At 65.7% G+C, this 19,476-nt stretch carries 19 protein-coding genes; 9 read left to right on the top strand and 10 right to left on the bottom strand.

The annotated features are described in order from the left end of the window. Nucleotides 1–70 precede the first annotated feature (70 nt). The gene (locus JJB99_RS10430; protein ID WP_200498680.1) at nucleotides 71–1,654 is read right to left on the bottom strand and encodes a DHA2 family efflux MFS transporter permease subunit; all 1,584 of its coding nucleotides are present in this window, start codon (nucleotides 1,652–1,654) and stop codon (nucleotides 71–73) included. A gap of 212 nt (nucleotides 1,655–1,866) precedes the next feature. Further along, nucleotides 1,867–3,189: an HlyD family secretion protein gene (locus JJB99_RS10425; protein ID WP_200498679.1), complete on the bottom strand. Its 1,323-nt coding sequence runs from the start codon at nucleotides 3,187–3,189 to the stop codon at nucleotides 1,867–1,869. A 196-nt stretch (nucleotides 3,190–3,385) separates the two neighbouring features. On the opposite strand from JJB99_RS10425, the gene JJB99_RS10420 reads away from it, so the two are divergent. Together JJB99_RS10420 and JJB99_RS10415 are read left to right on the top strand one after the other, a co-directional pair. Next, nucleotides 3,386–4,021, top strand: a complete 636-nt coding sequence (locus JJB99_RS10420; protein WP_200498678.1) for a TetR/AcrR family transcriptional regulator — start codon at nucleotides 3,386–3,388, stop codon at nucleotides 4,019–4,021. A gap of 54 nt (nucleotides 4,022–4,075) precedes the next feature. Then, nucleotides 4,076–4,414 carry a DUF6665 family protein gene (locus JJB99_RS10415; protein WP_200498677.1) on the top strand — a complete coding sequence of 113 codons (339 nt, stop codon included), beginning with the start codon at nucleotides 4,076–4,078 and terminating at the stop codon, nucleotides 4,412–4,414. A gap of 54 nt (nucleotides 4,415–4,468) precedes the next feature. Here the strand turns inward: JJB99_RS10415 and JJB99_RS10410 are convergent, their stop codons facing one another. Then, complete coding sequence (locus JJB99_RS10410; RefSeq protein ID WP_200498676.1) at nucleotides 4,469–5,677, bottom strand: extensin-like domain-containing protein; 1,209 nt, start codon at nucleotides 5,675–5,677, stop codon at nucleotides 4,469–4,471. 110 nt (nucleotides 5,678–5,787) lie between these two features. Between JJB99_RS10410 and JJB99_RS10405 the strand changes: the two genes are divergently transcribed. The 3 genes from JJB99_RS10405 (at nucleotide 5,788) to JJB99_RS10395 (ending at nucleotide 8,739) form a co-directional block, all read left to right on the top strand. Next, nucleotides 5,788–5,952 carry a hypothetical protein gene (locus tag JJB99_RS10405; protein ID WP_200498675.1) on the top strand — a complete coding sequence of 55 codons (165 nt, stop codon included), beginning with the start codon at nucleotides 5,788–5,790 and terminating at the stop codon, nucleotides 5,950–5,952. 214 nt (nucleotides 5,953–6,166) lie between these two features. Continuing rightward, nucleotides 6,167–6,946, top strand: a complete 780-nt coding sequence (locus JJB99_RS10400; RefSeq protein WP_200498674.1) for a DUF2147 domain-containing protein — start codon at nucleotides 6,167–6,169, stop codon at nucleotides 6,944–6,946. A gap of 305 nt (nucleotides 6,947–7,251) precedes the next feature. Beyond that, on the top strand, nucleotides 7,252–8,739 hold the full coding sequence (locus tag JJB99_RS10395; protein WP_246775298.1) for a FecR domain-containing protein: 1,488 nt from the start codon (nucleotides 7,252–7,254) through the stop codon (nucleotides 8,737–8,739). Nucleotides 8,740–8,969: 230 nt separating this feature from the next. Here JJB99_RS10395 and JJB99_RS10390 read toward each other — a convergent pair whose 3' ends face one another. Further along, nucleotides 8,970–9,557 carry an NUDIX hydrolase gene (locus JJB99_RS10390; protein WP_200498673.1) on the bottom strand — a complete coding sequence of 196 codons (588 nt, stop codon included), beginning with the start codon at nucleotides 9,555–9,557 and terminating at the stop codon, nucleotides 8,970–8,972. A gap of 68 nt (nucleotides 9,558–9,625) precedes the next feature. After that, nucleotides 9,626–10,489: an archaetidylserine decarboxylase gene (gene asd, locus JJB99_RS10385; protein ID WP_200498672.1), complete on the bottom strand. Its 864-nt coding sequence runs from the start codon at nucleotides 10,487–10,489 to the stop codon at nucleotides 9,626–9,628. A gap of 35 nt (nucleotides 10,490–10,524) precedes the next feature. On the opposite strand from asd, the gene JJB99_RS10380 reads away from it, so the two are divergent. Beyond that, nucleotides 10,525–12,189, top strand: coding sequence for an aminotransferase class III-fold pyridoxal phosphate-dependent enzyme (locus tag JJB99_RS10380; protein WP_200498671.1), 1,665 nt, complete (start codon nucleotides 10,525–10,527; stop codon nucleotides 12,187–12,189). A 302-nt stretch (nucleotides 12,190–12,491) separates the two neighbouring features. On the opposite strand, the gene JJB99_RS10375 is transcribed toward JJB99_RS10380, so the two are convergent. The 3 genes from JJB99_RS10375 to JJB99_RS10365 form a co-directional block, all read right to left on the bottom strand. Then, nucleotides 12,492–13,151 (bottom strand): hypothetical protein, encoded by a 660-nt coding sequence (locus JJB99_RS10375; RefSeq protein WP_200498670.1) that lies wholly within the window; start codon nucleotides 13,149–13,151, stop codon nucleotides 12,492–12,494. Nucleotides 13,152–13,305: 154 nt separating this feature from the next. Then, on the bottom strand, nucleotides 13,306–13,995 hold the full coding sequence (locus JJB99_RS10370) for a class I SAM-dependent methyltransferase (RefSeq protein ID WP_200498669.1): 690 nt from the start codon (nucleotides 13,993–13,995) through the stop codon (nucleotides 13,306–13,308). 34 nt (nucleotides 13,996–14,029) lie between these two features. After that, nucleotides 14,030–15,082, bottom strand: a complete 1,053-nt coding sequence (locus JJB99_RS10365) for a glycosyltransferase family 4 protein (RefSeq protein ID WP_200498668.1) — start codon at nucleotides 15,080–15,082, stop codon at nucleotides 14,030–14,032. Nucleotides 15,083–15,358: 276 nt separating this feature from the next. On the opposite strand from JJB99_RS10365, the gene JJB99_RS10360 reads away from it, so the two are divergent. Continuing rightward, entirely contained in the window at nucleotides 15,359–16,057 is a 699-nt protein-coding gene (locus tag JJB99_RS10360; RefSeq protein WP_200498667.1) for a L,D-transpeptidase, read from the top strand. Between the two features lie 215 nt (nucleotides 16,058–16,272). On the opposite strand, the gene JJB99_RS10355 is transcribed toward JJB99_RS10360, so the two are convergent. Together JJB99_RS10355 and JJB99_RS10350 are read right to left on the bottom strand one after the other, a co-directional pair. Then, on the bottom strand, nucleotides 16,273–16,566 hold the full coding sequence (locus JJB99_RS10355) for a hypothetical protein (RefSeq protein WP_200498666.1): 294 nt from the start codon (nucleotides 16,564–16,566) through the stop codon (nucleotides 16,273–16,275). Continuing rightward, nucleotides 16,559–17,350, bottom strand: a complete 792-nt coding sequence (locus JJB99_RS10350; protein ID WP_200498665.1) for a DUF899 domain-containing protein — start codon at nucleotides 17,348–17,350, stop codon at nucleotides 16,559–16,561. The genes JJB99_RS10355 and JJB99_RS10350 overlap by 8 nt, the downstream gene beginning before the upstream one ends. 138 nt (nucleotides 17,351–17,488) lie before the next feature. Between JJB99_RS10350 and JJB99_RS10345 the strand changes: the two genes are divergently transcribed. Together JJB99_RS10345 and JJB99_RS10340 are read left to right on the top strand one after the other, a co-directional pair. Beyond that, entirely contained in the window at nucleotides 17,489–18,709 is a 1,221-nt protein-coding gene (locus JJB99_RS10345; RefSeq protein WP_200498664.1) for a helix-turn-helix domain-containing protein, read from the top strand. Between the two features lie 28 nt (nucleotides 18,710–18,737). Beyond that, complete coding sequence (locus JJB99_RS10340) at nucleotides 18,738–19,376, top strand: Vgb family protein (RefSeq protein ID WP_200498663.1); 639 nt, start codon at nucleotides 18,738–18,740, stop codon at nucleotides 19,374–19,376. Nucleotides 19,377–19,476: the final 100 nt, after the last annotated feature.

Genomic DNA, 19,476 nt, shown 5'->3' with positions numbered 1-19,476 from the left:
TTTACACAATTTCCGCCGCGGAGTACTGGATCGCCCGCCTGCGCGGGCGACGACACCGAGTGTGCGGCCGTCAATGCGCGTCGCCACCGCCGGCCAGCGCGGCCGGCTTTTTCAGCAGCGTGACCAGCAGGCTGAGGCCGAGATAGAACAGCGTCAGAATGAAGAAGGCGTCGCCAAAGCTCATCACCACGGCCTGGCGGTGCACGATCTGGCTGAGCTGCTTCATCGCCATCAGCGTGGAATCGCCGAGCCCCTGGAACTTCTGCATGAACATGGTCAAGGTTTCGGTCGCGGTCGCGTTGCCCCAGGTCACGCGCTCCTGAAGGCGGGTGATGTGCAGGTCGGTGCGATTGTTGAGCACGGTGTTGATGACGGCAAGGCCAACCGCGCCGCCGAGATTGCGCATCAGGTTGAACAGGCCGGAGGCGTTCTTCACCCGGTCCGGCGCCAGCGTGCCGAGCGCGATATTGTTGGTCGGCACCATCGCAAACATCATGCCGATGCCGCGCAGGATCTGCGGCACCAGCAGCTCGTAGAAATCGTAGTCGCGCGTGATCCAGGTCATCTGATAGGAGCCGATCGCGAACACGATGAGGCCGAAGGCGACCATGTAGCGCATGTCGACCTTGGCCATCAGACGTCCAACCAGCGGCGCGACCAGGAACATGGTGATGCCCGAGACGAACATGGTCTCGCCGATCATCAGCGCGCTGTAACCGCGCACCTCGGCGAGATAGCGCGGATAGATGTAGGTCAGGCCGTAGAGCCCGATGCCGATGCAGAACTGCAGCGTGCAGCCGACGGCGAAATTGCGGTCCGAGAAGGTGCGCAAATTGACGATCGGCTCGGCCGCGGTGAAGACGCGCCAGAAGAAGGCGACTGCCGAGATCGCGCAGATCCAGGCGCAGATCGCCACGGAGGTGTCCTGCATCCATTCATATTGCGGGCCCTCCTCCAGCACATATTCCAACGTGCCGAGGAAGCCGGCCATGAACAAGAGGCCCCACCAGTCGAAGCGGTCGAGCAATTCGAAATGCGGCTCGTCGAAATCGACCAGCGCCAAAACGCCGAGTGTGATGGCGATGCCGGGCACGACGTTGATGAAGAACAGCCAGTTCCACGACATCAGGTCGGTGATGTAGCCGCCGACGGTCGGTCCGATTGTGGGGGCCAACGTCGCAACAAGCCCGATGATGGGACCGACGATGTGGAATTTGGAACGCGGAAACACGGTGTAGGCCGAGGCGAACACGGTCGGGATCATGCCGGCGCCGAGAAAACCTTGCAGCGCGCGCCAGAGGATCATCTCTTCGATCGTCGTGGCAAAGCCGCAGAGCAGGCTCGATGCGGTGAAGCCGGCCGCCGAGATCGCGAACAGGAGCCGCGTGCCGAAGGCGCGCGACAGGAATCCGGACAGCGGAATCGCAATGACTTCGGCGATCAGATAGGCGGTCTGGACCCAGGAGACTTCGCTGGAGCTTGCCGATAGGCCAGCCTGGATCTCACTGAGCGATGCCGAGACGATCTGGATGTCCAGGATCGACATGAACATCCCGAACACCATGATGATGAAGGCGAACAGCCGCTTCGGCGCGATGCGCTCCGAATCGGGGCTCGCCATCATGGCGGGTGAAGCGGTAGTAGCGTTGGCCATGGTGTCAGCTCTGACCCAAGCAAGCTGCGAGTTGGCTACACCTCTCCCGCTTGCGGGAGAGGTCGGATCGCATCGACGATGCGATCCGGGTGAGGGCTTTCTCCTCTTGGAGAGTCTTCCTGGAGGAGACACCCTCTCCCCAACCCTCCCCCGCAGGCGGGGGAGGGAGCGCACCTGCACTGGAGGCTGCGGCGCGGCTCATATCACCAATCCTACTGCGGATGAATCGCGGTGGGATCGTCGAGATCGACCTCGCTGTCGGCGTCGGCCGCGCCCTTGTTGGTGTCGACGGTCGCATAGACCGACATGCCGGCGCGGAGCAGGTTCTGCTTTGCGACCGACTTCGGCACGCGGATGCGGACCGGCACGCGCTGCACGATCTTGGTGAAGTTACCGGTGGCGTTGTCCGGCGGCAGCAGCGTGAAGACCGAGCCTGCGCCGGCTGCGATGCTGTCGACCATTCCGGAGAACTTGCGCATGCCATAGGCATCGACCTTGATCGTCACCGGCTGGCCAGGGCGGATGCGCTTGAGTTGAGTCTCCTTGAAATTGGCGTCGATATAGACGTCGTCGAGCGGCACGATATTGCCGAGGCGCTGGCCGACCGCGACGAAGTCGCCGGTGTTGACGAGACGGTTCGAGAACGTGCCGTCGACCGGCGCGCGCACCGCGGTGAAGGCGAGATCGCGCTCGGCCTTGGCGAGTGTGGTCTTGAGCTCGGCGAGTTGCGCCTGCGCTTCGACCTGCTGCGCCTTGGTGACGTCGACATTGCTGACGGCGACGTCGTAGGCGGCCTGCGCGGCCTTGACCGCGGCAGCGCCCTGGTCGCGTCCGGCCTCCGAGCTTTCGAAGGTGGCGCGCGAGGCAAAGCCCTTGCTGCTCAGCGCCTGCTGGCGCTCATAGTCGAATTCGGCGCGTTTGAGGCCGGCTTCGGCCGAGACGAGCTGCGCCTTGGCCTGCGCGACCTGGCTCTCGAGTGCCGCGATCTGGCGGCCGATGCGGTCGATGGTGGCCTGCTGGGTCGCGATCCGGGTCGCGGCGGCATCGACGGCGATCTTGTAGTCGCCGTCGTCGATGCGGAAGACGATGTCGCCGGCGCGCACCGGCGTGTTGTCGCGAGCGAGGATCGAGGAGATGTGGCCGGCAACGCGCGCGCCCAGCATGGTGTTGTTGGCGCGGACATAGGCGTCGTCGGTTGCGACGTAGAAGCGGCCGACCAGCGTGTAGTAGCCGGCATAGCTCGCGGCCGCGAGCGCCAGCACGAGACCGACGCCCATCAGCACGAATTTGCGCTTGCCGGATTTCGGCGCGCCGCCGGCGGCAGGCGCGCCTGGCGCAGGTGCGGCCGGCTTGTCGGTCACGGGCTTCTCCGGCGCCTCGCGGCGCTTGGTTTCCTCGGCCACGTGAGAGCGCAACTGCTCGGCAAGGACGGCGGCAGACTTTTCGGTCCCAGCTTCACCGCCCGCCTGCTCCGGCATCGTCTCCACCGTTTCCGGGCGAAGAACGCGCGCGGCCTGGTCTCTCGATCCGGCCATAAAGGCCTCCTCATAAAAACAGCACGACCAGGGGCAGCCGTCCTGCGACGGTTCCCTCTCGTCCATTCCAAATATCATTGACCGAACGGTTCGGTCAATATACATGTTGTTCCCGGGTCGACCCTACCGGCCCGAATCCTTTATTCGGGTTTCATGGCTCTGGACCCGATCCAAAACCTTCCGAGACCCTGAACCAATGGTTGTAGCCGACCGCGAACATCTGCATGTCCTCCAGGGAGAGGACAGCTCCAAGCGGCGCCAGATTCTGGACGGCGCCCGCAAGGTGTTCATGGATCTCGGTTTCGACGGCGCCAGCATGGGCGAGATCGCGCGCGCGGCGCAGGTCTCCAAGGGCACGCTCTACGTCTACTTCGCCGACAAATGCGCGCTGTTCGAAGCCATCCTCGAGCAGGAGGCGCTCCAGCACGGCCAGGTCGTGTTCAATTTCGATCCCGCGCGCGATGCCGCGACCACGCTGAAGGATTTCGGCCAAGCCTACATCCACCTGCTCTGCCGCCCTGGCGGCGGATCGGCGATCCGCACCGTGATGGCGATCGCCGAGCGCATGCCCGACGTCGGACGCCGTTATTATGCGCGGGTGCTGGACAAGACCATCAACCGCCTCTCCGACTATCTCAAAGCGCACGTCGCCTCCGGCGATCTCGATATCGGCGATTGCGACCTTGCCGCCTCGCAGTTCATGGAACTGTGCAAGGCCTCGCTGTTTCTTCCGTTCGTCTTCCAGGCCGCGCCCGCGCCGTCGGAACAGCGCATGACCGAGGTCGTCGACAGCGCGGTGCGGATGTTTCTGGCGGCGTACCGGGCGAAGTAGCAGCCGCCGGCAACGCGTTGCGCAGGCCGGTCGCGCCACATTATATTCGAGCCCATGTCCCGTGATCTTCGCCCGCCGGTCGATATCCTCCATTATGAAATCGTCCAGGAACAAGCCTCGGCGCTTGGACGGATGGGTCGCACGCTCGAACAGGCGCTGACGCGCTTGCGCGAATTCGACGCGGCCCACGCGCTCGCGGAAACCCCGGCCTCGCAACCGGCGAGGCGCAAGCTGGTACTGGAAGCCGGCCAGGCGCTGTGGATGTTCGTGGTGCAACGCGAGGCGTCGGGCCTGCGCGACAGCCGCCACATCATGCGCACCTACAACGTCCCCGCCGAGGTGCAGCGGTGCATGGGGCTGGTCCCGGCACCGTCGAAGCCGCCTGCGAAATGACCTTCCAGCTCCGTCGAGCTATGCCCGGTCTCTCCGCGCTGCCGGCGAGCGCACCTAATCGTCGGCGGAGTCGTCTTCTTCCTGCTTGCGCGTCGCGCTCTTGCGTGTGCCGAGCGAGCCGGTGACGTAGGGATCGCGCCTGCCGGCGTAAGGGTTACGCTGCTGCGCGCGCGAGGCGACCTCGTCGCCTGAAACCGCGGCGGGCTGACAGATCAGGCGGCGGCTGGCGCGACGCATCAGATCCACATGGATGTGATCGTAGTGATAGACGTTGGAGCCCGGCGCCAGCACCGTGGTGAAATGCGCGCACGCGCCCGACTGCACGTCGCGCAGGAATCCCTGCTCTTCCGGCATGCCGCGCCAGCCGTCCTTCACGGTGACGCGGCGACCGTCGGCGAGCACGAAGGCGGCGATGTCGAGCGCGTTGCCGAAGGCGTGCTCGGAAATGTGGGCGTGCGGATTGCCGTTCATGCCGCGGCAGGAATAGGCCGAGATCTGCTTGATCTCAACGACGCGGGCGCCGAACCAGCGCATCGCCGACGGCTGCACCGTGTCGGCGAGCCAGCGGTCGAGCTCGGACACGATCGGACAGGCGAGCGTCGCGGTCGGCTTGATCGCGACGGGACCGACGGCGGTGACCGGATTGCCCTGCGCAGGCCCCAGGCGCGGCAGCGGCTGCTGCGCCGGCGCCTGCGAATAAGGTGCGCCCTGCCGCGCCGGATAGCTCGGCGCATTCATGTAGCGCGCCGCGCCCGCGGCATCGGTGCCCTCGGGCGGCAGGTCGATCTCGTCTTCCTGCGCTGCCACGCCGGGCGCGTTCAGCGACATCGGCCCGCTCGAGGTGCCATAGCCGGACGGCTGACGCACCGCGCTCTCGGGATAGTTCGACTGTTGCGGATAGGACGATGGCGGATAGTTCTGGCTCTGCGGATAGTTCGAGCGCGGCTGCGTCACCGGCCAGCGCGGCTGGTTGCCGATGCTGCCGGGCGGGCGCAGCTCCTCGTCGGCAAAGCCGTAGCTGCCGGAGGCCTCGCCGATCGCGGCGACCTTGAGCGGAAACTCGGCGCCGCACATGCCGGGGCCGGAGATCGGCTCGATGCGGACGATATCCGCGCTTTCCTTGACCGCGCCCGATTTCAGGCACGCCGCTTCGGCCTCGGCCCGCCACGGTTCACGTTCGGCCTGGAAAAAGCCGCGTCCGCAACCCGCAAGCGAAACAAGGACGATGGAGCCGACGAGATACAAACGAACTCCGCGCGTCATGCACGCACGTTCGGTGAATTTACTTAAAGACTCTTCAACGTGTCGGCTTCAGCGTTCTTTAACCACGCCGGCTGCGCCGCGCATCGGCGCCGTGCGGAATCAGCGGCAGTGTGGCTGACTTTTTCGAATGGAGACTTTCTGTTAACCATGACATCGGCGCGCAAAGCGGCGCGCATGGAGGGAGCGACCTCATGACGTTCGCCGGGAGACTGAGCGTAGTCACCGCGTACCTCGCCATGGCCTTTGTCGGCGCCATCGTGCTCGGCATGATCTAGATCCGTCGATCAATCAATCACAGCGCAGCCGCTTACCCTCCCCTGGAGGGTAGGGCCGGCTCACATGAAGCGCAGCGGAGTGCCTCACCCAGCGGCGCTGGCCCCTTGTGATGTCCATCACGGAAGGCGCGAGCAGCCCGGCGTAGGGTCGAACCACGCTTCATCCACCAGCGACTTCATCCATATCGGGACCGCACATTTTTCAGAGGTTGTCATGAACAAGCTCACCATCGCCGCCACCGCGCTCTTCCTCGCGTCGACCGCGGCCGCGCATGCCGGCAACTCGATCTCGTTCCAGATCGAAGGCCAGCACATCCGTATCGAGACGCCGCGCAACTGCGCTTCGCTCAACTGCGTCACCATCGTCGCGCCGGGCCTGTCGGACAAGCCGATCAAGCTGAACAACATCAACCTCAAGGGCCTCGGCTCCAAGGACGACGACGTCGACACCACCCCGGCTCCGGCCACGACCGCACAGCCCGCGCCGGCTCCGGTGCAGCAGCAGCCCGTGCAACAAGCGCCGGTCCAGGCCGCCGTGCCGGCCGCGCCCGCGGCTCCTGCTCCGGCCGCGACGGTTGCCGCCGCCCCGTCCGTCGGTTTCGACAATACGCAGCCCGCACCTGTTGCGCCGCCCGCTCCCGTTGCCGCACCCGCGCCGGTCGCTGTTGCTCCCGCGCCCGCCCCGGTTGCCGCCGCGCCCGTGGCCGCACCGAACTCGCCGATCGGCGTGTGGGCGACCGAAGAGAACAAGGGCAATGTCCGTGTCGAGCAGTGCGGCGCCAATCTGTGCGGCTACGCGCAGAAGACCAACGAACGCATCCTGATCAACATGAGACCTGACGGCGCAAAGTGGAGCGGCCGCATCCACGATCCCGACTCCGGCCGCAACTACGACTCGACGATCGCGATGAAAGGCCCGAATGCGATGCGCGTGCAGGGCTGCGCCTTCGGCGGCATGTTCTGCGGCGGCCAGACCTGGAAGCGCGTGAGCTGACACCGCAGGTGTCATCCCGGGGCGATGCACAGCATCGAACCCGGGATCTCGCGCAACAAGCACATTCTATCTCCTCACTCTGAGGAGTCTGCGCAGCAGGCGTCTCGAAGGGGGGCCCGCCTTGCGATGCGGGCCTGGATGGTTCGAGACGCGCGCAAGAGAGCGCGCTCCTCACCATGAAAGGAGGGAGTGGCGTTTGGACGTTCGCCCCTCCCATGCGATATGTTCATCCGCCATTCAGCCTGATGCGGCTGATATCGGCCGATCTCGCCTCGCGTTCTCACCGGGACCTCCTCGTGACTTCATTGGTGGCTTGGCGCCGCTTCGTGTTTGCGCTCGTGCTGCCGGCCTTGCCGCTGGCCGGCGCGAGCGTGGCTTGTGCATCTGATGCAATCGAGCTCACGCAGGCGCAACCGGCGCCTGCCCCTTCCCCGACGCCCTCGGACTCGCCGACACCGTCAGCCTCGCCGACACCGGCGACAGACGCGCAGACCACCCCTGTCGAGCCGATCGGCAACGTCGCGACCGTGACGGGGATCGCGACCGTGATCCGCGACAAGAATTCCTATCCGCTGCGCGTGCGCGACGATATCTATCTCAACGACGTCGTGCAGACCTCGTCGAATTCCTCGCTCGGCATCACCTTTGACGACGCGACCACGTTCAATCTCTCCGCCAGCGCCAGGATCACCATCGACAATTACGTCTATGAGGACGGCGGCAAACAGAATTCGGCGATCTTCGACATCGGCAAGGGCACGGTCGCCTTCGTCGCGGCCGCGGTGGCGAAGACCGGCGACATGAAGATCACGACGCCGACGGCAACACTCGGCATCCGCGGCACCACCGGCGTCGTCGACGTGCCGGAAGGCGCAGCGGCGAACCGCGCGAGCAACGTCAACATCAAGCTCTATCCCGACGCCGATGGCCGCGTCGGTCACATCGACGTCGACGACCGCAGCAGCGGCACGCGGCTCGGCGCGCTGACGCGGCCCGCGAGCGGCTTTGCGATCCGACCGGGCGCCGCTACCGCCGGAATCATGCGCTTTGCCGCGGTGCCGATCACGATTCCCGCCCAGCAGATCGCGCGCGACCGCGGTTTCGTCAGCCAGGTGCATCTGGCGCAGACCACTGGCCGGCAGATCGTCACCGAGCAGCGCGACTTCCGCCGCGCCAATCCAACCGCGATCAGCCGCATTCCGCGGCCCACCCAGCCGCCGCAGCAGCAACAATTGCGGCCGAACAATGCGCCGGGGCAACAGCGGCCGAACGGCCAACCCGGTCAGAACAACCGTCCGGGTCAGCAGCAGCCGGGAACGCCGGGCCGGCAAGGAACACAGCAAGGCACACGGCCGCCGCAGCGGCAGGGCCAGGGACAACAGGGACAAGGCGGCACCGTGCAGCCAGGCGGCCAGCGCGCAGGTCAGCGTGAGCAACAGCCGGGTCAGCAGCAAGCGCGTCCGGCAGGCGCGCCGCGCGCTGGAGAAGGCGGTCGGCAAGGGGGTGGGCAAGCCACGCCACCCATGGGCACGCCGCAAACCCGGCCGCAGCGCGGCGGACACACTCCGGTGCAACCCGGAGCCGTGACACCGACTCAACCGGGCGGCACTGCTCCGCAAGCGCCGGGCCCGCAAACACCGCGCACCGTGCTGCAGCCTGGGCAGCCGCCGATAGTGCAACCGCCGGGCCTGCAGCGACCGGGCGGCTTGCAGCAGCGCCTCCCCGGCGCACAACGCCCCGCAGCGCCACGCAAACCGGCTCCGGCTCCGAAAGACAAGAAGGAGCGGCGGTAGAGCATTGCGCGCCACATCGCCGGTGCGCTCCCTCGCCCCGTTCTTACGGGGAGAGGGTTGGGGTGAGGGGCTGCTTCCGCGAGTTCGACTTCAATGGTGGACCCACCTCGATAATTATCGCACGAGTCGGATGGACTTCCATTGTTGCAACGATGTGCCCGGCCCCTCACCCGGATCGCTTGCGCGATCCGACCTCTCCCCGCTGAAGAGCGGGGAGAGGTGAAGAGACCTCACGCCTCGCCGCGCAGCCAGGCCTTCACCTTCTGCAACAGACCATGCTGCAGCTCCTCGACCGAAGCCGCTTCGGCTGGTGTCAGCGTCTGCAAAGCTGCATCGATGTCGTCGGCCGCCAATGGCAACGCCGGCTCTGACACGGGCGCCGGCTCCGGAGCGGGTGCAGGCACCAGCCCCGCCGCCGCGAGCGCGATCGGGCCAACCTGCGTCAAGAACGCTCGCTCATATTCGCGCGACAGGCGTCCGAGCGCGTCGTCGAGTGTCACCCAGTCCACCGCCTTGATGTCGTTCATCAGCTTGCGGACGGGACCGCCGTCGGCCTCCATCCGCCAGAAATGCACGACCTTGGAGCGGCCGCCCGACTGATACACCAGCGTGCCCAGGAATTCGTGCATCGCCACATTGTGGCCGGTCTCTTCCAGCACCTCGCGATGCGCGGCTTCTTTCGGCGTCTCGCCATCGTCGAGCTTGCCCTTGGGCAACACCCATTCGTTGCGCTTGCGCTGGCGCACGATCGCGATCAGCGGCGTCACACCACGCCGCAGCACAATACCACCCGCCGCCATCACCGGCGCCCGCGCCATCGCTCAAATCCGTCGTCTCAAGGATCGTCCCTGCGCCGATATAGGCGATGGGCACGGCGGATTGAAGGCTACTTTCTTTTCAACAGCGCTTGACCGGCGCGAATGCGCGTGCCCTCGGCGATGCCGTCGCAGAAGGTAAAATCGCCGGGCGCCAGGATGATGATGGTCGAGCCGTGCTCGAACCAGCCGAGCTCCTGGCCCTTGGTCACGTTGACGTCGCAGGGGAAATTGACCGGGCCGCGTGTCTGCGCGTTCAGCACCATGTCGAGGAAGTGCAACCGGATGCTCGCGACCAGGATCGCAGCAACCGGCACGAGCGTCACCGCCTCGCCGGTCGACAGATGCGTGCGGATCACGGCGCGCTCGTTCTTGCAGAACAGGCGCTCGACCCGCTGCAAGGCGATCGGGTTGACGTTCCAGACGTCGCCATGGATCAGCGTCACGCGCTCGATATGCGCGTCATAGGGCGCATGGAAGCGGTGGTACATGCTCGAGGTCAGCCGCAGCGTGACGAAGCTTCCGTTGCGGTGCTGGTCGACCAGCGCGGAATCGCCGAGCAGGTCGAGCAGCGAATAGGGCGCGCCCTTGACCTGGAACAGCTCGGTGTCTGCGATCCGGCCATGGGCCCCGACGATGCCGTCCGAGGGGCTCGCGACAATGGAAGGATCCGGATCAAACGGGCGCAGTCCCGGCTTCAGTTCCCGGGTGAAGCAGTCGTGCAGGCTTTTGAAATGGGTCTTGCGCGCCTCCGACAGATCGAGGTCGGAGAACAGCTTCCACAGCGCGATCGAGACATCTCGCACCAGCGGGTTCTCGATCTTGGAGAACCAGCCCATGAACCGGGTCAGGGCCGCGCGGGGGATGCGGTTGGTCAACAGGAAGTTGAGGTCTTCCTGCTGGGTGAAAGAGGCGATGAGGGCTTTGACTGTCATGAATCTGTCAGCTCGCAGTATTAGCGCTTGTTGTCATGGAAACGACACTCCCGATTCTCTCTTTGTCCGTGGCAGCCGCAGCGTCCGCTGCGGCCGCCTTCCCGAAGCTCAAGGCGCGCATCGAGCTCTCCCGCGCCAAGCACCGCTCGCTCGCCGGACACTCCAAAATGTCGCGCCGGGTGGCAAAGCTGCTCCCGTTCTACGAGTTCGAGGGCGACAAATATTTCGGCTGCGACGGCGCGCCCGCCAACGTGGTGATGCAGCGCAGAGACGCCTTCTTCCGCCTCGCGCGCATCTACGCCGATCGCTACCCCAAGGGCCGCGCGATGACCAGGGAAGCGGCGGAGACGATCTCCGACCTGAACTTCACCGAGAGCTACCGCGTGCCGTTCCAGTTCTCGCGCCTCGTGCGCGAGCATCTGGGCACCTCGACCTTCATGGAATCCTCGAACGGCGTCACCGTGACCGACGTCGACGGCAACACGTCGTACGATCTCACGGGTTCCTACGGCGTCAACATCTTCGGCAACGACTTCTACAAGGAGTGCATCGAAGGTTCCGAGAAGCGGGCGCATGCGCTGGGTCCCGTGCTCGGTCCCTATCACCCCGTCATTCTCGATAACGTGCAACGGCTTTGCCAGATCTCGGGCCTCGACGAGGTCTCGTTCCATATGTCCGGCACCGAAGCCGTGATGCAGGCCGTGCGGCTCGCGCGCTATCACACCAAGCGCACGCATCTGGTTCGTTTCGCCGGCGCCTATCACGGCTGGTGGGGCGACGTGCAGCCCGGCGTCGGCAACCCGATTCCCGCGCACGAAACCTACACGGTCGCCGAGATGTCGGAGAAGACGCTGCACGTGTTGCGCACGCGCAAGGACATCGCCTGCGTGCTGGTCAATCCGCTCCAGGGGCTGCATCCGAACAGCAACGCGCCCGGCGATTCCTCGCTGGTCGACAGCTCCCGCGGCGGCAATTTCGATCGCGCCGCCTACACCGAATGGCTGAAGAAGCTGCGCGAGGTCTGCGACGAGCGCGGCATCGTGCTGATCTTCGACGAGGTGTTCGTCGGCTTCCGTCTCGCCGCCGGCGGCGCTCAGGAATATTTCGGCGTCAAGGCCGACATGGTGACCTACGGCAAGAGCCTCGCCGGCGGCCTGCCGGTCGGCGTCGTTTGCGGCAGACGCGAGCTGATGCGCCGCTTCCGCGACGATCGTCCTGCCGACATCTGCTTTGCGCGCGGCACCTTCAATTCGCACCCCTACGTCATGACGGCGATGGACGAGTTTTTGAGCCGGCTCGCCAGCCCGAACTTCCGCGCCATCTATGACGGGCTGGATGCGACCTGGAACGGCCGCGCGCAAAAGCTCAACCAGATGATGTCTGATGCCGACCTGCCGGTGCGGTTCGCCAACTTCTCGTCGATCTGGACGGTGAAATACACCACCCCGTCCCGCTACAACTGGATGCTGCAATATTATTTGCGCGCCGAGGGCCTGGCCCTGAGTTGGGTCGGCACCGGACGGCTGATCTTCAGCCTGAACTACACCGACGCCGACTTCGCCGAAGTCGCCGACCGCTTCGTCCGCGCGGCGCAGAAGATGAAAGCCGATGGCTTCTGGTGGCACGACGGCGCGCTCACCAACAAGCAGATCAAGCGGCAGATCTTGAAAGAGATGCTGGCCAAGCGCTTCGGGCGCTGAGGCGCCATTACACTCTCGCTGCAGAGTGAATACCCCGAACATCGCTCCTTCCTCCCCCTCTTCCCGCCCTTCGCGGGGAGAGGGTTGGGGTGAGGGGCCGCTTCCGCATTCATGGTGAAAGTTGGACTCGCGGAGAGCCCCCCTCACCCGAATTTGCGCTGCGCGCAAATTCGACCTCTCCCCGCACCCGGGGAGAGGTGAAGGAAGCTCGGCGTACGCAGCCCCCCAGACGTGGATGCCCGGCACGAGGCCGGGCATGACGCAACCATCAGACATCGGAGTGTTGGGTGTGCGCAGCCTGCTCAGGCGTGCTGCTCTTCGAGCGCGGGCTCGGAGATGAGGCCCAGCGTGTGCTCGGGGTTGAGGTGCAGGCCGGGATCCATCAGCTCGCCGCGCATCAGAGCGAGCGGTGCGCTGCGATACAGCATCAGATCGTGGAAGGGGTCGGTCAGGATCTTGGTCATCCAGACGAGGCCGGTCTCGACGTCGCGGATGAAGAACAGGTGCACGGTGCGGAACAGCAGGCCGCCGCCGCCGATCACGAGCCAGATCTTGGCCACCTGACGCATGAAGTCGGCGGCGGTCGCCCAGGGGGTGAACAGGCCGAACAGCGTCGGATCGACGACCAGCACCAGCGGCGAGAGTGCCCAGATCGCCATCAGCACCACTTTGCGCTGCAGGTTGTAGCCGACCTTGATGTCTTCCTTGTACTCGTGCGTCGCCTGGTTGATGTGGTCGTAATCATGCGGCTCGAAGAAGAAGTGACCGGCCTGGCGCGAGGTCATCGAGACCAGCCAGCCGACCAGGGCGGAGATCATGGGATCGACGAACAGCCAGAGGTAGGCGAAGAGAAAGCTCAGCGCGCTGACGAAGTGCAGGCTCTGATTGATGCGGCTGTGGTGATAGTAGCGATGGTCGTCCCAGCGCTGGATCCGCAGCTGCTCGAGGTAATTCTTGATCATGCTCTCCCCCAAAATGCTTTCGGGTTCAGGATTTACAGGGATTCGATGTACGCCGTGTGACATCATCATTTTGTCATATGACAATGTGCAGCGACGCGATGACGCACGCGAACGCGTGAGCGGCGGATCACACCGCCGCTCCAAGGCAGCCTGCTCAGGCTGCCTTGGCGACGTCGACCTTGCGGAAGCGCACCAGCGAGAAATGACCGAGCGGCGGAATCAGACGGCGCTCGGCGAGCTCGATGCCGTTGGCACCGGCCAGCCACTTGACGTAACGCGACCAGGCGAATTCGGCGGTACGGAAGCCAAGCGGACGCACCACCGGCTGGAGCTTCTGCTCGATGAAGCGGCGCATGCCGGTGTCGGCGCTGACGCGGGTCAGGATGATCAGCTCGCCGCCCGGACGCAGCACGCGGGCGAATTCGTCGAGCGCCTTCTCCGGATTCGGCACGGCGGTGACGACGTACTGCGCCATCACGACGTCGAAGGAATTGTCCGGGAATTCGAGCTTCTCGGCGTCCATCACCGCGAGGCCCTCGACGTTCTTCAGCTTGCCCTCGCTGACGCGGCGGCGCGCCTTATCGAGCATGGCCTCCGAAATGTCGGTGCCGAAGATGCGCAGATGCGGCGCATAGAGCGGCAGGGAGATGCCGGTGCCGACGCCGACCTCGAGCACGCGGCCGCCGATCTTGTTGGTGGCCGCGATCGCGGCCTGGCGGCCCTTGGCGAACACGCCTCCGAACACGAGATCGTAGACGGGCGCCCAGCGATCATAGGCCTGCTCGACGGTACCGCGGGTAAGGTCGAGCTGCTGGGTGCCGTCAAGGTTCATGATCTTAGCCATCGATGAGGTTCTCGCTGTGGGTCAAAAGTATAAGTCAACCGCGCACTGGTCGCCGCGCCATCCGAGGCGAGGCGCGCAGGACGCGGCTGGGCTGAAGTGACGTCAGGTTTCCGACGAACTGGCGCGCGCTGTTCTCCCAGGAGCGCTCCAGCGCGAAATTGCGGCAAGTCTCGCGCGACATGGTGAGCGCGCGCAGGCACGCGGTACGCAGATCATGGTCGATCGCACCGATCGGATGATCGGCGATGACGTCCTTCGGACCCGTCACCGGAAACGCCGCCACCGGCGTGCCGCAGGCGAGCGCCTCGAGCTGCACCACGCCAAAAGTGTCGGTCAGGCTCGGGAAGACGAAGACGTCGGCGGCGGCGAGATGCGCGGTGAGATCCGCGCCCTTCTTCTCGCCGAGGAAGACGGCATCGCGATACTTCTTTTCCAGCGCCGCCTTCTGCGGGCCGTCGCCGACGACGACCTTGGTGCCGGGCAGATCGAGCGAGAGGAACGCTTCGAGATTCTTCTCCACCGCGACGCGGCCCATGGTCATGAAGATCGGCCGGGGCAGATCGAGCTCTGCCGGAGCATCGGGATGGAACAGCTCGGTGTTGACGCCGCGCCCCCAGAAGCCGAGCCGCTTGAAGCCGCGCGCGGAGAGCTCCTGCCGCAGCGAGGGCGTCGCCACCATGGTCATGGCCGCGGCGTCGTGGAAGTGGCGCAGCACGGCGTAGCCGACGGCATCGGGGATGCCGGTCCGCACCGAGACATATTCGGGAAAACGCGTCGTATAAGAGGTGGTGAACGCAAGGCCGTTGCGGCGGCAATAGGCCCGCGCGGCCCAGCCGATCGGGCCTTCGGTCGCGATGTGCAGCGCGTCGGGCGCCGCCTTCTCGATCCGCCGCGCGATCTCCTTTCCGCCCGGCAGCGCGAAGCGCAGCCCCGGATAGGTCGGCAGCGGCCAGGAGCGGAAGCCTTCCGGCGTCAGGAAGTCGATCTCGACATCGAGCGCCCTGGCCGCGTTCGCCAGCGAGGTCAGGGTGCGGACCACACCGTTGACCTGCGGGTGCCAGGCGTCAGTCGCGATTAATACCCGCATGGGAAAATCCCGAGAGGTTGATGATTCTCGGCTTACGACCATCAACCACGGATATTTCAGGCGTGTGACGTCACACAAATGTCGGCCCGCTGTTTTGTTGGTTAACAGGCCGGCCGCGCCACGAAACTGTCATGAAACAATCCTTGCCGCGATGAAACCGTTTTCGGTTTTCCGCGCAAACGTCCCGAAACTTCTTCCCGTTACTGATTTTACGCAACGGAGCACCGGAACGGTGCCGCGGTGGCGTGGAAACACCGAGCAAACAGGGGCGATCAAATGTTCAAGCTGGACAAGTTCAGGACGTATTCGCGCGCCGTTGCTTTCGGCGCAATCGCGATCTCGGCCATCGCATTCGCTGGCCCGGCCAAGGCTGCGCCCGTGCAGCTCTTCCCGTTCTTCCAACCGCTGCCGCCGATGGCGCAGCCGCTCCAGCCCTACCAGGCAACGCCTTACCAGGCCGCGCCGTCTGAGGATCAGGACCGGGTCGAGATGCCGGCGCGCTTCCGCCGCCAGATCGTGTCCTACGCCACGCGCGAAGCGCCGGGCACCATCATCATCGATACGCCGAACACCTATCTTTACTACGTGCTCGGAGGCGGCCACGCGCTGCGCTACGGCATCGGCGTCGGCCGCGACGGCTTCACCTGGTCCGGCATCCAGTCGGTGACCAAGAAGGCCGAGTGGCCGGATTGGACCCCGCCGCCGGAGATGATCGCCCGCCAGCCCTACCTGCCGCGCCACATGGCCGGCGGCCCCGGCAACCCGCTCGGCGCCCGCGCCATGTATCTCGGCGGCACCATCTACCGCATCCACGGCACCAACGCGCCCGAGACCATCGGCAAGCACGTCTCCTCCGGCTGCATCCGCCTGACCAACGAGGACGTCACCGACCTCTATTCCCGCGTCAACGTCGGCACCAAGGTGATCGTGCTGCCGATGACCGAGCGGCGAGCGGATCTCGGCGCGGCGCGGTAAGCGACAGCAGGATTGAGATGTGAGCGGCCCCGGCGAGACCGGGGCCGTTTTTGTTTGGCGCCGGTGCCCGCAGCGCATCCTTCGAGACGCCCGCCTGCGGCGGGCTCCTCAGGATGAGGATGGAGTGCGCGGCTACGTACTTGCAGCAACGTTCGAATGCTAGTTAGCCTCATCCTGAGGAGCGCGCGAAGCGGTCGTCTCGAAGGACGAGGCGTTCACGCGGATGGAGTCCTCAGGCTGCTCTTGCCCCGCCGCTCCGCGATCAGCCTCAGCCACGCCGCCGAATGAAACGCGCTCATCAAGAGATACATCGGCACCATTCCGCCGAGCAAAGATCCGTGCCCGGCGGCACACAGCATGTCCGCGGAGCCGCCGCTGATCAGGGCCGTCAGCACTGCCATGATCGCGAAGGTCGGCGTCGCTGCCAAAGCCAGCCATCTGGCGAGGTGGCGCGCGGCCGTGACACCGTCGCTTCTGGCGCCGGCAGTTGCGCTGACGGGACTAGTCACGGCCTTTCGCGGCCTCCTCGCGAAACGCCTTCTCGCCGGCGTCCGAGATCTCCACCCATTTCTTGTCGGGCGCGGCACCTTCGGCGTAGCTGTCGTGCCAGTTCCACCATTTGTAGGTCGGTGTCTGCGGGTAGCCCTTCGGCGAATCCTCCCAGACCTCCTGGCGGCCGAGCGGCGTGATGTCGAGATAATTCCAGGTGCCGCCCATCTGCTCGTCGCCGCGGCTCTTGACGAAGTAGGTGCGGAAGATGCGATTGCCGTCGCGATAGAACACGTTGGTGCCGTGCCATTCGCCGACGCCGAAATCGGCATCGAAACTGTCGGTGATGGTGACCCAGGGCATGGTCCAGCCCATCCGCTGCTTCAGCCTGGCGATGTCGGCCTGCGGCGCGCGCGAGGCGAACACCAGCGTGGTATCGCGGGCATTGAGATGCGCGACATGAGCGACCTGGTCGGCGACCATCGAGCAGCCGCGGCAGGCATGATCGGGCCAGCCGAACACGCCGCGCTCGAAGAAAGCGCGGTAGACGATCAGCTGCCGCCGGCCCTGGAACAGATCGGCCAGACTGAGCTTGCCGCCAGGCCCCTCGAACGCATACGTTTTGGTCACTTCCATCCACGGCATGCGCCGGCGCTCGGCGGCCAGCGCGTCGCGAGCACGGGTGTGCGCCTTCTCTTTCACGAGCAGTTGCTGGCGGGCTGCCTCCCAGTCCTGCGGCGATACCACCGGTGGTGTTTGCATGGCCTGTCCGTTCGTCGCTGCGTTTTCAACTGATGTCATCATGGTTCTCCAAACGTCTTGCCTGAACAGCCATTCCGCATCGCGCGGAACCGCTCGCCCCTCGCCGCACATTGTCGGCCGTCAACGATTTCTGCCACCAAGCGGTTGCGCGGTGGGAGTAACAAGTGTGGCGGGATTGGCATGGAGTCGCTGATCACGGCGGCGGCGCGCGCGTTGGAAGCCGGTGATCCGCTCGGCGCGCTGAACCGTGTTGCTCTGCGCAACGATGCACCATCGCTGGCGCTGCGCGGCATCGCGATGGCGCAGCTCGGCGATTTCGCGAAGGCGAAGAGGTTGCTGCGCAGCGCCGCACGCGCCTTCGGTCCGCGCGAAGCGGTGGCGCGCGCGAGATGCGTGGTGGCCGAAGCCGAGATCGCGCTGGTCTTGCGCGACCTGAAATGGCCGGTGAAAACGCTCGCGGCGGCGCGTGCGACGCTCCAGCAGCACGGCGATCTCGCCAATGCGGCGCATGCGGGCCATATTGAGGCGCGCCGTCTGCTCCTCGTCGGACGCCCCGACGAGGCCGAGCGCACGCTGGCCGAGCTTGACGCCTCGCCGCTTCCACCGGCATCGCAAGCCGTCCGCGGGCTCGTGGTCGCCGGCATCGCCATCAGGCGGCTGAAGGCAGGAGATGCGCGCGCGGCACTCGACCTCGCGACAAGAGCCGCGCGGCAGGCACAAATCCCGGCACTCGTGGCCGAGGTCGACAGCGCGAAGCTCATCCTCGACACGCCGGCAGCGCGCCTGATCGCGCGCGGCAGCGAACACCCGCTGTTGCTCGGCGAAATCGAAAGACTCGCGATCTCGGCGGCGCTGGTCGTGGATACCTTTCATCATGTCGTGCGCAGGCAGGGTGTTGTCGCATCGTTCGGAACGCGGCCCGTGCTGTTCGCGCTCGCCCGTCTGCTGGCGGAGGCATGGCCCGCGGAGGTCTCGCGGGAGGCGTTGATATCGGGCGCGTTCCGCGCGAAGCAAGCCGATGAATCGCACCGTGCGCGATTGCGCGTCGAGATCGGGCGGCTCCGCACCAAGCTGAAGCCGCTGGCTGACGTCAGCGCGACGAAGCAGGGTTTTGTACTGGCGCCGCGGAAAACGCGCGACGTCCTTGTGCTGGCGCGGCCCGTCGAAGAGAAGCACGCCACCGTCCTTGCCTTGCTCGCCGATGGCGAGCCGTGGTCGAGCTCGGCGCTCGCGGTCGCGCTTGGAACCAGCGCGCGCACCGTGCAGCGCGCGCTCGACGAGCTGGCGCGGTCGAACAAGGTGCAGTCGTTCGGGAACGGGCGGGCGCGGCGCTGGATGATCCCGCCTGTCCCGGGTTTCCCGACAGGCTTGTTACTCCACGGCCCGCTCCTGAAGACGTAGGGTGGCAGCACATCACAGGGATGAGCACATGAAACGTTCAGCCGCCGAGATCGTCAGGGAATACGGGCCTTATCCAGGCGTCGACGCCGTGCATGGCGTCACCTACGACGGCACCCATGTCTGGTTCGCATCCGGCGACAGATTGAGTGCAGTCGATCCCGCCAGCGGCAAGGTCGCGCGCTCGATCGACGTTGCCGCACATGCGGGAACGGCATTCGACGGCCGTCACCTGTTCCAGATCGCCGAGGACCGCATCCAGAAGATCGACGCCGCCACCGGCAAGGTGCTCGGCACGATCCCGGCGCCGGGCGGCGGTGGCGATTCCGGCCTCGCCTGGGCCGAGGGCTCGCTCTGGGTCGGCCAATATCGCGAGCGCAAGATCCATCAGGTCGATCCCGCGACCGGAAAGGTTCTCCGCAGCATCGAATGCAAGCGCTTCGTCACCGGCGTGACCTGGGTCGATGGCGAGCTCTGGCACGGCACCTGGGAAGGCGAGGAAAGCGACATCAGGCGGATCGACCCTGATAACGGAAAGGTGCTCGAGCAGATCGACCTGCCGGCGGGGACGATGGTCACGGGACTGGAGTCCGACGGCGCAGATCGCTTCTTCTGCGGCGGTGGTGAACGCGGCAATATGCGAGCGGTTCGCCGTCCCAGGCGCGCCTGACCGCGATGACTGTCTGGCGACGCAGCCGTGGCGTTGCCGCGCTGGTTAACCCATTCGCCCCAATTCCACCTCACGGTTGCGCTCTAGCGCCCCCCTCGCC

Origin of the sequence: Bradyrhizobium diazoefficiens (assembly GCF_016616235.1) — a bacterium.
Taxonomy (GTDB): domain Bacteria; phylum Pseudomonadota; class Alphaproteobacteria; order Rhizobiales; family Xanthobacteraceae; genus Bradyrhizobium; species Bradyrhizobium diazoefficiens_H.
Note: the sequence above shows the minus strand (reverse complement) of the source record. Positions and strands in the feature narration are given on the sequence as shown.